Genomic DNA, 11,294 nt, shown 5'->3' on the forward strand with positions numbered 1-11,294 from the left:
TTATTCCTCAATTTTACCGCCAGCAGCTTCGATAGCAGCACGAGCACCTTTAGTAACACGCAGGCCACGAACAGTTACCGGAGTAGAAACTTCACCAGACAGGATCACTTTCGCGAACTCGATCTGAATACCGATAATGTTTGCTGCTTTCAGCGTGTTCAGGTCTACAACGCCGCCTTCAACTTTCGCCAGGTCAGACAGACGGATTTCCGCTGTGATCGCTGCTTTGCGAGAGGTGAAGCCGAACTTCGGCAGACGACGGTACAGTGGCATCTGGCCACCCTCGAAACCGCGACGTACGCCACCGCCAGAACGAGAGTTCTGACCTTTGTGACCACGACCACCGGTTTTGCCGAGGCCAGAACCGATACCACGACCCAGGCGTTTACCCGCCTTTTTAGAGCCTTCGGCCGGAGACAGAGTATTTAAACGCATCTCTTACTCCTCAACTTTAACCATGAAGTAAACCGCGTTGACCATACCACGAACAGCAGGAGTATCCTCGCGCTCAACGGTATGACCAATACGACGCAGACCCAGGCCAAGCAGCGTTGCCTTGTGTTTCGGCAGACGACCGATTGCACTGCGGGTTTGAGTGATTTTAATAGTCTTTGCCATGGTCAATTACCCCAGAATTTCTTCAACGGATTTACCACGCTTGGCAGCGACCATTTCTGGAGAATTCATATTTTCCAGGCCATCAATAGTTGCACGAACCACGTTAATCGGGTTGGTGGAACCATATGCTTTGGCCAGAACGTTATGAACCCCAGCAACTTCCAGAACGGCGCGCATTGCACCACCGGCGATGATACCGGTACCTTCTGAAGCTGGCTGCATGAATACACGAGAACCCGTGTGAACACCTTTAACAGGGTGTTGCAGGGTGCCGTTGTTCAGCGCGACGTTAATCATATTGCGACGGGCTTTTTCCATCGCTTTCTGGATCGCTGCTGGAACTTCACGCGCTTTACCGTAACCAAAACCAACGCGACCGTTACCATCGCCTACTACAGTCAGAGCTGTGAAGGAGAAAATACGACCACCTTTAACGGTTTTAGATACGCGGTTTACCGCGATCAGCTTTTCCTGCAGTTCGCCAGCCTGTTTTTCGATGTGAGCCATCTTACACCTCTACCTTAGAACTGAAGGCCAGCTTCACGGGCAGCATCTGCCAGTGCCTGGACACGACCATGATATTGGAACCCGGAACGGTCAAAGGAAACATTGCTGATGCCTTTTTCCAGAGCGCGTTCAGCAACAGCTTTACCTACAGCTGCAGCGGCGTCTTTGTTACCGGTGTACTTCAATTGTTCTGAGATAGCTTTTTCTACAGTAGAAGCAGCTACCAGAACTTCAGAACCGTTCGGTGCAATTACCTGTGCGTAAATATGACGCGGGGTACGATGTACCACCAGGCGAGTTGCACCCAGCTCTTTGAGCTTGCGGCGTGCGCGGGTCGCACGACGGATACGAGCAGATTTCTTATCCATAGTGTTACCTTACTTCTTCTTAGCCTCTTTGGTACGCACGACTTCGTCGGCGTAACGAACACCCTTGCCTTTGTAAGGCTCAGGACGACGGTAGGCGCGCAGATCTGCTGCAACCTGACCGATCAGCTGTTTATCAGCGCCTTTCAGCACGATTTCAGTTTGAGTCGGGCATTCTGCAGTGATACCGGCCGGCAGCGGATGCTCAACAGGGTGTGAGAAGCCCAGAGACAGGCCTACTGCATTCCCTTTGATCGCTGCACGATAACCTACACCAACCAGCTGAAGCTTTTTAGTGAAGCCTTCGGTAACACCAACAACCATTGAGTTCAGCAGGGCACGCGCGGTACCAGCCTGAGCCCATCCATCCACGAAACCATCACGTGGACCGAAGGTCAGAGCGTTATCTGCATGTTTAACTTCAACAGCTTTGTTGAGGGTACGAGTCAGCTCGCCGTTTTTACCTTTGATCGTAATAACCTGACCGTCGATTTTAACATCAACGCCGGCAGGAATGACGACCGGTGCTTTAGCAACACGAGACATTCTTTCCTCCGATTAGGCTACGTAGCAGATAATTTCGCCACCAAGACCAGCCTGGCGCGCTGCACGATCAGTCATAACACCTTTAGAGGTAGAAACAACTGCGATACCAAGACCAGCCATAACTTTTGGCAGCTCATCTTTTTTCTTATAGATGCGCAGGCCTGGGCGGCTGACACGCTGAATGCTTTCTACAACAGCTTTACCCTGGAAATACTTGAGAGTAAGTTCCAGTTCCGGCTTGGTGTCGCCTTCAACTTTAAAATCTTCGATAAAACCTTCTTCCTTCAGCACGTTGGCAATTGCCACTTTCAGCTTGGCGGAAGGCATGGTGACCGCAACTTTGTTCGCGGCCTGACCGTTACGGATACGGGTCAGCATATCCGCGATCGGATCTTGCATGCTCATCTGTCTTTACTCCCGTGATTCAATTGGTAATTACCAGCTAGCCTTTTTCAAGCCTGGCACTTCACCGCGCATGGCGGCTTCACGCAGTTTGATACGGCTCAACCCAAACTTGCCCACATAACCATGTGGACGACCTGTTTGACGACAGCGGTTACGCTGACGAGACGGGCTGGAATCACGCGGCAGAGACTGCAGCTTGAGAACCGCATTCCAACGATCTTCGTCGGAAGCGTTCACATCAGAAATGATCGCTTTCAGTTCAGCGCGTTTAGCGAAGAATTTATCAGCTAAAGCTACGCGCTTTACTTCGCGTGCTTTCATTGATTGCTTAGCCATTCAGTAACCCTACCTTACTTGCGGAACGGGAAGTCAAAGGCAGCCAGCAGAGCACGGCCTTCTTCGTCAGATTTCGCAGTAGTGGTAATGGTAATATCCAAACCACGCACGCGGTCGACTTTATCGTAGTCGATTTCTGGGAAGATGATCTGCTCACGGACACCCATGCTGTAGTTACCACGACCGTCGAAAGACTTAGCGGACAAGCCACGGAAGTCACGGATACGTGGAACAGCAATAGTGATCAGGCGCTCAAAGAACTCCCACATGCGTTCGCCACGCAGAGTTACTTTACAGCCGATCGGATAGCCCTGACGGATTTTGAAGCCTGCAACAGATTTGCGTGCTTTGGTGATCAGCGGTTTTTGACCGGAGATTGCTGTCAGGTCAGCTGCTGCGTTATCCAGCAGTTTCTTGTCAGCGATCGCTTCACCAACACCCATGTTCAGGGTGATCTTCTCGACCCGAGGGACTTGCATGACAGAATTGTAGTTAAACTCAGTCATGAGTTTGTTAACTACTTCGTCTTTGTAGTAATCATGCAGTTTCGCCATCGTACTACTCCAAATTACTTGATAGTTTCGCTGTTAGACTTGAAGAAACGGACTTTTTTGCCGTCTTCGAATCTAAAGCCTACACGGTCAGCCTTGCCGGTAGCCGCATTGAAGATTGCAACGTTAGAAACCTGAATAGCAGCTTCTTTTTCAACGATGCCACCTGGTTGGTTCAGGGCCGGAACCGGCTTCTGATGTTTCTTAACCAGGTTGATACCTTCAACGACGAGTTTGCCGGAAGACAGAACATTTTTTACTTTACCGCGTTTACCTTTATCTTTACCGGTTAACACGATAACTTCGTCATCACGACGGATTTTCGCTGCCATGATTCGCTCCTTAGAGTACTTCTGGTGCCAGAGAGATAATTTTCATGAACTTCTCAGTACGAAGTTCACGAGTTACCGGCCCAAAGATACGCGTGCCGATAGGCTGCTCGCTGTTATTGTTCAAAATAACGCATGCATTACCATCGAAGCGAATGACAGAACCGTCAGGGCGACGAACACCCTTCTTGGTGCGCACCACTACCGCTTTCAGCACATCACCTTTTTTGACCTTACCACGTGGAATTGCTTCTTTGATGGTGATCTTGATGATGTCGCCTACGCCTGCGTAGCGACGGTGCGAGCCACCCAGAACCTTGATACACATTACGCGACGTGCACCGGAGTTGTCGGCGACGTTCAGCATAGTCTGTTCTTGGATCATTTTAGTGCTCCGCTAATGTCAACTACTACCTGAGACTCTAAAATCAGAGCCGTTAAAAAGCCCCATATCGAGGGCGCGGCATTATAACACCGCTTCTGCAATATGGGTAGAAAAAATAAACGGCTCATCGCTGAGCCGTTTATTCGTATTGAGAATGCGTACTGTATTACAGAACCGCTTTCTCTACAACGCGAACCAGCGTCCAGGACTTAGTCTTGGACAGTGGACGGCATTCACGGATTTCAACCTTGTCGCCGATACCACATTCGTTGTTCTCGTCATGTACGTGCAGTTTGGTCGTACGCTTGATGAATTTACCGTAGATCGGGTGTTTCACAATACGTTCGATAGCTACAACAATGGATTTCTCCATTTTGTCGCTAACAACACGACCTTGCAGAGTACGGATTTTATCGGTCATTACGCACCCGCCTTCTGAGTCAGTAAAGTCTTAACGCGTGCAACATTGCGACGCACTTGCTTCAGCAGGTGAGTCTGTTGCAGCTGGCCACTTGCAGCCTGCATACGCAGGTTGAACTGCTCACGCAGCAGGTTCAGCAGCTCAGCGTTCAGCTCTTCAACGCTTTTTTCACGCAGCTCTTTTGCTTTCATTACATCACCGTCTTAGTTACAAAGGTGGTTTTGATAGGCAGTTTCGCTGCTGCCAGGCCGAAGGCTTCACGGGCCAGCTCTTCCGGAACACCGTCCATTTCATAAAGGACTTTGCCCGGTTGGATCAAGGCAACCCAGTACTCCACGTTACCTTTACCTTTACCCATACGAACTTCCAGCGGCTTCTCGGTGATCGGTTTGTCCGGGAATACACGGATCCAGATCTTACCTTGACGCTTAACTGCACGGGTCATTGCACGACGTGCTGCTTCGATCTGACGTGCAGTCAGACGACCACGGCCAACAGCTTTCAGACCGAAAGTGCCGAAGCTAACATCCGTACCCTGCGCCAGACCACGGTTGCGGCCTTTGTGCACTTTACGGAATTTTGTACGCTTTGGTTGTAACATCAGCGACGCTCCTTATTTACGGCCTTTACGCTGCTGCTTTTTAGGTTGAGCAGCCGGTTTTTCCGGTTGTTCAACAGCAGCCATACCACCCAGGATCTCACCTTTGAAGATCCATACCTTAACGCCGATTACACCGTAAGTGGTGTGCGCTTCAGAGGTGTTGTAGTCGATGTCAGCACGCAGAGTGTGCAGCGGTACGCGACCTTCACGGTACCATTCGGTACGTGCGATTTCCGCGCCGCCCAGACGGCCGCTAACTTCAACTTTGATACCCTTAGCGCCCAGACGCATTGCGTTCTGTACAGCACGCTTCATAGCACGACGGAACATAACACGACGTTCCAGCTGAGAAGTGATGCTGTCAGCAACCAATTTAGCGTCCAGTTCAGGCTTACGAACTTCAGCGATATTGATCTGTGCAGGAACGCCAGCGATATCCGCTACGACCTTGCGCAGTTTTTCTACGTCTTCGCCTTTCTTACCGATAACGATGCCAGGACGAGCAGTGTGAATAGTCACACGGATGCTCTTAGCTGGACGCTCGATAACGATACGAGATACAGACGCTTTAGCCAGTTCCTTAGTCAGGTACTGACGTACTTTAAAATCGCTGTCCAGGTTGTCAGCGAATTCTTTGGTGTTCGCAAACCAGGTAGAGTTCCATGGTTTTACAATACCCAGGCGAATACCATTAGGATGTACTTTCTGACCCATTGCTAGTCTCCAGAGTCTCAGCGATCGGACACAACCACAGTAATGTGGCTGGTGCGCTTCAGGATGCGATCTGCACGACCTTTCGCACGCGGCATAATGCGCTTCATGCTTGGGCCTTCATCTACGAAAATTTTCGCGACTTTCAGATCGTCGATGTCAGCGCCATCGTTGTGTTCAGCGTTAGCAATGGCAGATTCCAGTACTTTCTTGACCAATACCGCAGCTTTCTTGTTGGTATAGGTCAGGATGTCCAGGGCCTGCGACACTTTCTTACCGCGAATCAGGTCAGCAACAAGGCGAACCTTCTGTGCAGAAGAACGAGCATGGCGATGTTGAGCTAAAGTTTCCATCTCTTCCTCCTACCTTATTTCTTCTTCGCTTTTTTATCAGCAGCGTGGCCGCGATAAGTACGAGTCGGTGCGAATTCACCCAGTTTGTGACCAACCATTTCGTCGGTAACAAAGACTGGAACGTGCTGACGACCATTATGGACAGCGATGGTCAAACCGATCATGTTAGGAAAGATCGTTGAACGACGGGACCAAGTGCGCAGGGGCTTCTTGTCTCCGCTTTCCACCGCTTTCTCTACCTTCTTCAGCAAGTGCAGGTCAATAAAAGGACCTTTCTTGAGAGAACGTGGCATGGCTTATCCTCTAAAATTATTTGCTACGGCGACGTACGATAAATTTATCAGTACGCTTGTTGCTGCGGGTCTTCTTACCTTTGGTCTGAACGCCCCACGGAGTTACCGGGTGCTTACCAAAGTTACGACCTTCACCACCACCATGTGGGTGGTCGACTGGGTTCATCGCAGTACCGCGAACGGTAGGACGAACACCACGCCAGCGTGCAGCACCTGCTTTACCCAGAACGCGCAGCATATGCTCAGCATTGCCAACTTCGCCCAGAGTAGCGCGGCAGTCTGCTTCGACTTTACGCATTTCACCAGAACGCAGACGCAGGGTGACATAAGCACCGTCGCGCGCAACGATCTGAACGTAAGTACCCGCGGAACGCGCCAGCTGACCGCCTTTACCTGGTTTCATTTCTACGTTATGAACGGTAGAACCAACCGGGATATTGCGCATCGGCAGGGTGTTACCTGCTTTGATTGCAGCATCAACGCCAGACTGAATCTGGTCGCCAGCTTTCAGGCCTTTAGGGGCCAGGATGTAACGGCGTTCGCCATCTTTGTACAGAACCAGCGCGATGTTCGCGGAACGGTTCGGATCGTACTCAAGACGTTCAACAACTGCTGGGATACCGTCTTTGTTGCGTTTGAAGTCAACAATACGATAAGCCTGCTTGTGGCCACCACCGATGTGACGAGTGGTGATACGGCCATTGTTGTTACGACCACCGGATTTGCTGTTTTTTTCCAGCAACGGAGCAAAAGGTTTGCCCTTGTGCAGCTCAGGGTTAACCACTTTAACTACGTGGCGACGACCCGGAGATGTCGGTTTACATTTAACAACTGCCATTGTATTACTCCTCCGACTTACTCAGCGCCGCCAACGAAGTCCAGGTTCTGGCCTTCTTTCAGGGTGACGTAAGCTTTTTTCCAGTCGCTACGACGACCGATACGCTGTCCGTGACGTTTAACTTTCCCTTTAACAACCAGGGTGTTAACGACTTCGACTTCGACTTCAAACAGTTTCTGCACAGCAGCTTTGATCTCTGCTTTGGTCGCGTCTTTAGCAACTTTGAGAACGATGGTGTTTGTTTTTTCCATCGCAGTAGACGCTTTTTCAGAAACGTGCGGTGCGCGAAGCACCTTCAGCAGACGTTCTTCACGAATCATGCCAGCATCTCCTCAACTTGCTTAACAGCATCAGCAGTCATTACGACTTTGTCGAAGGCGATCAGGCTAACCGGGTCGATACCAGTCGCATCGCGTACGTCAACCTTGTGCAGGTTACGTGCGGCCAGGAACAGGTTCTCGTCCAGCTCACCGGTGATGATCAGCACATCTTCCAGAGCCATGTCTTTCAGTTTCTGAGCCAGCAGCTTAGTTTTAGGCGCTTCTACAGAGAACTTCTCGACAACGATCAGACGATCCTGACGTACCAGTTCGGACAGGATGCTTTTCAGCGCGCCGCGGTACATCTTTTTGTTAACTTTTTGACTGTGGTCCTGTGGACGCGCAGCGAAGGTCACGCCACCTGAACGCCAGATCGGGCTCTTGATAGAACCTGAACGCGCACGGCCGGTACCTTTCTGGCGCCATGGCTTTTTGCCAGAACCAGTTACTTCAGCACGAGTCTTCTGAGCACGAGTACCCTGACGAGCACCAGCTGCATAAGCAACAACAACCTGGTGAACCAGCGCTTCGTTGAAATCACGACCGAAGGTAGTTTCGGAAACAGTCAGCGCGCTCTGCGCGTCTTTCAATACTAATTCCATTGCTATCCCCTTACGCCTTCACAGCTGGTTTAACGATCAGGTCGCTACCGGTTGCACCCGGGACCGCACCTTTAACCAGCAGCAGGTTGCGCTCAGCGTCAACACGTACTACGTCCAGGCTCTGAACGGTTACACGTTCGTTACCCAGCTGACCTGCCATTTTCTTGCCTTTGAACACTTTGCCCGGAGTCTGGTTCTGACCGATAGAACCCGGAACGCGGTGAGACAAAGAGTTACCGTGGGTAGCGTCCTGGGTACGGAAGTTCCAGCGCTTAACGGTACCAGCAAAACCTTTACCTTTAGAGGTACCGGTTACGTCAACTTTTTTAACGTCAGCAAACAGCTCAACGCTAATGTCCTGACCTACGGTGAACTCTTCGCCTTCAGCAAGACGGAATTCCCACAGACCACGGCCAGCTTCTACGCCAGCTTTAGCGAAGTGACCCGCTTCTGGTTTGGTTACACGGTTAGCTTTTTTAGCACCAGTGGTAACCTGAATAGCGCGGTAGCCATCGTTAGCCAGATCTTTAACCTGAGTAACGCGGTTTGCTTCAACTTCGATTACGGTTACTGGGATAGAAACGCCATCTTCAGTGAAGATGCGGGTCATACCCACTTTTTTACCGACTAAACCAATCATTGTTTCAACCTCTCAATCGCTCGATGACCTGATTAACCCAGGCTGATCTGCACGTCTACACCGGCAGCCAGATCCAGACGCATCAGAGCATCAACGGTTTTCTCAGTTGGCTCAACGATGTCAACCAGACGCTTGTGAGTGCGGATTTCGTACTGATCACGCGCGTCTTTGTTAACGTGCGGAGAGATCAGAACGGTAAAGCGCTCTTTGCGGGTCGGCAGCGGGATCGGACCACGGACTTGCGCACCAGTGCGCTTAGCAGTCTCGACGATTTCCGCGGTTGATTGATCGATCAGACGATGATCAAACGCTTTAAGGCGGATACGGATTCTTTGGTTCTGCATGAGACCAGAGCTCCAATTATTTTATAAACGAAAATGATTACTCCTCAAACCCATTACGATTGATGGGAGAGTGTAACCGTTCTTACGTAGCTCCCCAATTGGGAGCATTGTTGAGTAACAAAATGCGCTACCCAGGTTCATATCGAACCAGCCGTCAATTACGACAAGCCCGCGCATTATACGTATTTACAGGCTTAATGCAAGTCGACTGTGTCGATAATAACCAACCTTTTGCAAGACACGTACACTACTGGTCAATATCTGCTATCGCCTGCTTAACACGCGCTTCAAGATCGCCCTTTCCTCCGGCAGCAACCGGATGCTCAGCGTCGCTTTCCTCCGACACACTAACATCCGTCTCTTCCACCGGCACCGGCAAGGGACGCTTCTTATAGATATAGTGCTCCTCAGAAAGCCGATAATGCTGAGGCTCTGGTGATGAAGACGCGTGCAGAGCAATCCCGCGGTACAGGTAATACCCTACGATCGCGCAACCCACACTATATAAAAGCCAGGACAATGCGATGCATATCCCCGCCCATAGCGGGCGCGGCATATCTGGCCGGACAAAGCGTACTTTGGGCTGCAAAGAGGTTACCGTTTGCTCGCTCATATCGCCCCTCTTTCCTGAATCAACGTTGGACTTTCACCCAGGGCTTGCCATAGCCTGATAAGTGACAACTGTCCCATCACACCATCGACTTTAATCTTATTTTGCGCCTGAAACTGGCGGACCTTCTCAGTTAGCAGCGAACTCCATTCTCCCGTCCCTTCCGCCTCGACATTCAGCACGCGGCTCAGCATCGTATCAAGCCAGACAATGTCATCGGTGCTACTCTTCTTTGTTATGCTTGCGTTGCCGTCGGGCGATGGCTTCCACATTCGCGTCACATTCCCTGTCCAGACATGGCTGAACCATGCCTTATCAAGGATCCATGTTTGATTTCCTGACAGCACGGTAAGCGTGTTCTCTCCTCCCCCGATCACGACGACAGGGAAACTGGCGCTACCTGCTTTCAGGGTGGCGACCCAGGGAAGTCCGTCAGACAACAGTGTTTCAAGCGTTTCGGTGCCGGAAAGGCAGGCCATCCCGCCCCGGTATGCCTGATCGCACCAGGCTTCCCCTTTGTCGACCTCATACCCCCAGACGCTAAACAGTAAACTGAGCGATTCATTGGTAGACATCGTCTCTGCCATCAGTCGCGCATGAGTTGAGACAGGTCTTGAGAATTCTACAGGAAGCAACGTTGTGAGCGGTGGCAGCCACTGGGAAAGAGGCCTGGCGAAGTATGCGCCTCCACCACCACATAGCACCGTTAACACCAACAGCAGCAACCAGGTTACGCCCTGACGGCCCGGTGCGGGCAGGTAACGCAGCGCCTCACGCTGAAGTGAAGCGTCAATAATGGAGGCGGCGTGTTCCTCCCCCTCCATCTTATTACGACGAATAACCCCTCCCAGTCGCGCGGCAAGATGAAGATTGCCATCGCAACGTCTCATGCATCGTCTGATAAATTGTTCCGGAAGAGTGTTGGTTGTCTCAGGGCCAATGCCTGCATGAGAGGAGATCACCTTGCGGTAATCTTTACTGTCCGGCGCGGGTATCTCAAACCATACCGACTGTAATACCCGTAACTCGCGCTGCTGACGACGGTTGAATATCCCTGTAAGTAGCAATCGGGCTTGCGGCATCATGGTCATAAACGCCAGAATCGTTGAAACAAGCCCCCTGGAGATTCGGTGTCCATCTTCCAGGACAAACAGCGGCATACTGCCGTGTGTCACGGTCCCCGCGCTGTACAGCTCCTCCCAGAGCTTCTCAACAGGGAATATTTTTCCCGCCAGACTGTTATCCGTCTGCGAATCCGCAATAATCACCCACTCCCACAGGTAACCTTTTCGGTTCAAAGGGCTGATGGTGAGCGCGCGATAAGGCCACGCGCTAATCACCCCTTGCGCAAGCACACTTTTTCCTGACCCTTTACCGCCCTGCAATATTAGCCATTGTTCCTGAATTAACGTGGAAAACATGCTGTCCCGAATCAGACAATGCCGCGTAGTATAAAAAGTATTTAGCTCATCCATGAATAGCCGCATTACCTCGAAAATTATTCTATTCCTAAAACAGG

General features: G+C 51.0%; 23 protein-coding genes. All 23 read right to left on the reverse strand.

The window, feature by feature from the left end:
- Entirely contained in the window at nt 1-435 is a 435-nt protein-coding gene (gene rplO, locus L383_RS07580) for a 50S ribosomal protein L15 (protein ID WP_014885468.1), read from the reverse strand.
- A 3-nt stretch (nt 436-438) separates the two neighbouring features.
- Nucleotides 439-618: a 50S ribosomal protein L30 gene (rpmD, locus tag L383_RS07575; protein ID WP_003863301.1), complete on the reverse strand. Its 180-nt coding sequence runs from the start codon at nt 616-618 to the stop codon at nt 439-441.
- Between the two features lie 6 nt (nt 619-624).
- Nucleotides 625-1,125 carry a 30S ribosomal protein S5 gene (gene rpsE / locus L383_RS07570; RefSeq protein ID WP_003863299.1) on the reverse strand — a complete coding sequence of 167 codons (501 nt, stop codon included), beginning with the start codon at nt 1,123-1,125 and terminating at the stop codon, nt 625-627.
- Between the two features lie 14 nt (nt 1,126-1,139).
- On the reverse strand, nt 1,140-1,493 hold the full coding sequence (gene rplR / locus L383_RS07565; RefSeq protein ID WP_003863297.1) for a 50S ribosomal protein L18: 354 nt from the start codon (nt 1,491-1,493) through the stop codon (nt 1,140-1,142).
- Nucleotides 1,494-1,502: 9 nt separating this feature from the next.
- The gene (rplF, locus tag L383_RS07560; RefSeq protein WP_003863296.1) at nt 1,503-2,036 is read right to left on the reverse strand and encodes a 50S ribosomal protein L6; all 534 of its coding nucleotides are present in this window, start codon (nt 2,034-2,036) and stop codon (nt 1,503-1,505) included.
- A 12-nt stretch (nt 2,037-2,048) separates the two neighbouring features.
- Nucleotides 2,049-2,441 (reverse strand): 30S ribosomal protein S8, encoded by a 393-nt coding sequence (rpsH, locus tag L383_RS07555; protein ID WP_006178918.1) that lies wholly within the window; start codon nt 2,439-2,441, stop codon nt 2,049-2,051.
- A 30-nt stretch (nt 2,442-2,471) separates the two neighbouring features.
- Nucleotides 2,472-2,777: a 30S ribosomal protein S14 gene (gene rpsN, locus L383_RS07550; RefSeq protein ID WP_003863291.1), complete on the reverse strand. Its 306-nt coding sequence runs from the start codon at nt 2,775-2,777 to the stop codon at nt 2,472-2,474.
- A gap of 14 nt (nt 2,778-2,791) precedes the next feature.
- Entirely contained in the window at nt 2,792-3,331 is a 540-nt protein-coding gene (gene rplE, locus L383_RS07545) for a 50S ribosomal protein L5 (protein WP_001096206.1), read from the reverse strand.
- Nucleotides 3,332-3,345: 14 nt separating this feature from the next.
- The gene (gene rplX / locus L383_RS07540; RefSeq protein WP_003863287.1) at nt 3,346-3,660 is read right to left on the reverse strand and encodes a 50S ribosomal protein L24; all 315 of its coding nucleotides are present in this window, start codon (nt 3,658-3,660) and stop codon (nt 3,346-3,348) included.
- A 10-nt stretch (nt 3,661-3,670) separates the two neighbouring features.
- On the reverse strand, nt 3,671-4,042 hold the full coding sequence (gene rplN / locus L383_RS07535; protein WP_002919748.1) for a 50S ribosomal protein L14: 372 nt from the start codon (nt 4,040-4,042) through the stop codon (nt 3,671-3,673).
- Nucleotides 4,043-4,208: 166 nt separating this feature from the next.
- Nucleotides 4,209-4,463: a 30S ribosomal protein S17 gene (rpsQ, locus tag L383_RS07530; RefSeq protein WP_008503489.1), complete on the reverse strand. Its 255-nt coding sequence runs from the start codon at nt 4,461-4,463 to the stop codon at nt 4,209-4,211.
- Nucleotides 4,463-4,654, reverse strand: a complete 192-nt coding sequence (gene rpmC / locus L383_RS07525; protein WP_003863282.1) for a 50S ribosomal protein L29 — start codon at nt 4,652-4,654, stop codon at nt 4,463-4,465. The genes rpsQ and rpmC overlap by 1 nt, the downstream gene beginning before the upstream one ends.
- Complete coding sequence (gene rplP, locus L383_RS07520; protein WP_002919759.1) at nt 4,654-5,064, reverse strand: 50S ribosomal protein L16; 411 nt, start codon at nt 5,062-5,064, stop codon at nt 4,654-4,656. Before rplP ends, rpmC begins: the two co-directional genes overlap by 1 nt.
- Nucleotides 5,065-5,076: 12 nt before the next feature.
- Nucleotides 5,077-5,778 carry a 30S ribosomal protein S3 gene (rpsC, locus tag L383_RS07515; RefSeq protein WP_000529945.1) on the reverse strand — a complete coding sequence of 234 codons (702 nt, stop codon included), beginning with the start codon at nt 5,776-5,778 and terminating at the stop codon, nt 5,077-5,079.
- A 17-nt stretch (nt 5,779-5,795) separates the two neighbouring features.
- Nucleotides 5,796-6,128, reverse strand: a complete 333-nt coding sequence (gene rplV, locus L383_RS07510) for a 50S ribosomal protein L22 (protein ID WP_002919773.1) — start codon at nt 6,126-6,128, stop codon at nt 5,796-5,798.
- A gap of 14 nt (nt 6,129-6,142) precedes the next feature.
- On the reverse strand, nt 6,143-6,421 hold the full coding sequence (gene rpsS / locus L383_RS07505) for a 30S ribosomal protein S19 (RefSeq protein ID WP_001138117.1): 279 nt from the start codon (nt 6,419-6,421) through the stop codon (nt 6,143-6,145).
- A gap of 16 nt (nt 6,422-6,437) precedes the next feature.
- The gene (rplB, locus tag L383_RS07500) at nt 6,438-7,259 is read right to left on the reverse strand and encodes a 50S ribosomal protein L2 (RefSeq protein WP_000301859.1); all 822 of its coding nucleotides are present in this window, start codon (nt 7,257-7,259) and stop codon (nt 6,438-6,440) included.
- A 17-nt stretch (nt 7,260-7,276) separates the two neighbouring features.
- Nucleotides 7,277-7,579 carry a 50S ribosomal protein L23 gene (gene rplW, locus L383_RS07495; RefSeq protein WP_000617546.1) on the reverse strand — a complete coding sequence of 101 codons (303 nt, stop codon included), beginning with the start codon at nt 7,577-7,579 and terminating at the stop codon, nt 7,277-7,279.
- Nucleotides 7,576-8,181, reverse strand: a complete 606-nt coding sequence (gene rplD, locus L383_RS07490) for a 50S ribosomal protein L4 (RefSeq protein ID WP_000424395.1) — start codon at nt 8,179-8,181, stop codon at nt 7,576-7,578. Before rplD ends, rplW begins: the two co-directional genes overlap by 4 nt.
- Before the next feature lie 10 nt (nt 8,182-8,191).
- On the reverse strand, nt 8,192-8,821 hold the full coding sequence (gene rplC / locus L383_RS07485; protein WP_003863274.1) for a 50S ribosomal protein L3: 630 nt from the start codon (nt 8,819-8,821) through the stop codon (nt 8,192-8,194).
- A 32-nt stretch (nt 8,822-8,853) separates the two neighbouring features.
- On the reverse strand, nt 8,854-9,165 hold the full coding sequence (gene rpsJ / locus L383_RS07480) for a 30S ribosomal protein S10 (RefSeq protein WP_001181005.1): 312 nt from the start codon (nt 9,163-9,165) through the stop codon (nt 8,854-8,856).
- A 247-nt stretch (nt 9,166-9,412) separates the two neighbouring features.
- Nucleotides 9,413-9,778 (reverse strand): hypothetical protein, encoded by a 366-nt coding sequence (locus L383_RS07475; protein WP_023331440.1) that lies wholly within the window; start codon nt 9,776-9,778, stop codon nt 9,413-9,415.
- A complete protein-coding gene (locus L383_RS24565) occupies nt 9,775-11,196 on the reverse strand; it encodes a peptidoglycan-binding domain-containing protein (protein ID WP_157860790.1) in 1,422 nt (473 codons plus the stop codon). Before L383_RS24565 ends, L383_RS07475 begins: the two co-directional genes overlap by 4 nt.
- Between the last annotated feature and the right edge of the window lie 98 nt (nt 11,197-11,294).

This window comes from Enterobacter sp. MGH 37, from assembly GCF_000534515.1.
In the GTDB taxonomy this organism is placed as follows: domain Bacteria; phylum Pseudomonadota; class Gammaproteobacteria; order Enterobacterales; family Enterobacteriaceae; genus Enterobacter; species Enterobacter kobei.

What these genes read in the sequence shown, in the direction of transcription:
- rpsQ (WP_008503489.1), bottom strand. Translation starts at nt 4,463, where the DNA reads ATGACCGATAAAATCCGTACTCTGCAAGGTCGTGTTGTTAGCGACAAA.
- rplF (WP_003863296.1), bottom strand. Translation starts at nt 2,036, where the DNA reads ATGTCTCGTGTTGCTAAAGCACCGGTCGTCATTCCTGCCGGCGTTGAT.
- rplE (WP_001096206.1), bottom strand. Translation starts at nt 3,331, where the DNA reads ATGGCGAAACTGCATGATTACTACAAAGACGAAGTAGTTAACAAACTC.
- rplR (WP_003863297.1), bottom strand. Translation starts at nt 1,493, where the DNA reads ATGGATAAGAAATCTGCTCGTATCCGTCGTGCGACCCGCGCACGCCGC.
- rpsS (WP_001138117.1), bottom strand. Translation starts at nt 6,421, where the DNA reads ATGCCACGTTCTCTCAAGAAAGGTCCTTTTATTGACCTGCACTTGCTG.
- rpmC (WP_003863282.1), bottom strand. Translation starts at nt 4,654, where the DNA reads ATGAAAGCAAAAGAGCTGCGTGAAAAAAGCGTTGAAGAGCTGAACGCT.
- rpsH (WP_006178918.1), bottom strand. Translation starts at nt 2,441, where the DNA reads ATGAGCATGCAAGATCCGATCGCGGATATGCTGACCCGTATCCGTAAC.
- rplB (WP_000301859.1), bottom strand. Translation starts at nt 7,259, where the DNA reads ATGGCAGTTGTTAAATGTAAACCGACATCTCCGGGTCGTCGCCACGTA.
- rplV (WP_002919773.1), bottom strand. Translation starts at nt 6,128, where the DNA reads ATGGAAACTTTAGCTCAACATCGCCATGCTCGTTCTTCTGCACAGAAG.
- rplC (WP_003863274.1), bottom strand. Translation starts at nt 8,821, where the DNA reads ATGATTGGTTTAGTCGGTAAAAAAGTGGGTATGACCCGCATCTTCACT.
- rplX (WP_003863287.1), bottom strand. Translation starts at nt 3,660, where the DNA reads ATGGCAGCGAAAATCCGTCGTGATGACGAAGTTATCGTGTTAACCGGT.
- rplD (WP_000424395.1), bottom strand. Translation starts at nt 8,181, where the DNA reads ATGGAATTAGTATTGAAAGACGCGCAGAGCGCGCTGACTGTTTCCGAA.
- rplP (WP_002919759.1), bottom strand. Translation starts at nt 5,064, where the DNA reads ATGTTACAACCAAAGCGTACAAAATTCCGTAAAGTGCACAAAGGCCGC.
- rpsC (WP_000529945.1), bottom strand. Translation starts at nt 5,778, where the DNA reads ATGGGTCAGAAAGTACATCCTAATGGTATTCGCCTGGGTATTGTAAAA.
- rplW (WP_000617546.1), bottom strand. Translation starts at nt 7,579, where the DNA reads ATGATTCGTGAAGAACGTCTGCTGAAGGTGCTTCGCGCACCGCACGTT.
- L383_RS24565 (WP_157860790.1), bottom strand. Translation starts at nt 11,196, where the DNA reads ATGTTTTCCACGTTAATTCAGGAACAATGGCTAATATTGCAGGGCGGT.
- L383_RS07475 (WP_023331440.1), bottom strand. Translation starts at nt 9,778, where the DNA reads ATGAGCGAGCAAACGGTAACCTCTTTGCAGCCCAAAGTACGCTTTGTC.
- rplO (WP_014885468.1), bottom strand. Translation starts at nt 435, where the DNA reads ATGCGTTTAAATACTCTGTCTCCGGCCGAAGGCTCTAAAAAGGCGGGT.
- rpsE (WP_003863299.1), bottom strand. Translation starts at nt 1,125, where the DNA reads ATGGCTCACATCGAAAAACAGGCTGGCGAACTGCAGGAAAAGCTGATC.
- rplN (WP_002919748.1), bottom strand. Translation starts at nt 4,042, where the DNA reads ATGATCCAAGAACAGACTATGCTGAACGTCGCCGACAACTCCGGTGCA.
- rpsN (WP_003863291.1), bottom strand. Translation starts at nt 2,777, where the DNA reads ATGGCTAAGCAATCAATGAAAGCACGCGAAGTAAAGCGCGTAGCTTTA.
- rpmD (WP_003863301.1), bottom strand. Translation starts at nt 618, where the DNA reads ATGGCAAAGACTATTAAAATCACTCAAACCCGCAGTGCAATCGGTCGT.
- rpsJ (WP_001181005.1), bottom strand. Translation starts at nt 9,165, where the DNA reads ATGCAGAACCAAAGAATCCGTATCCGCCTTAAAGCGTTTGATCATCGT.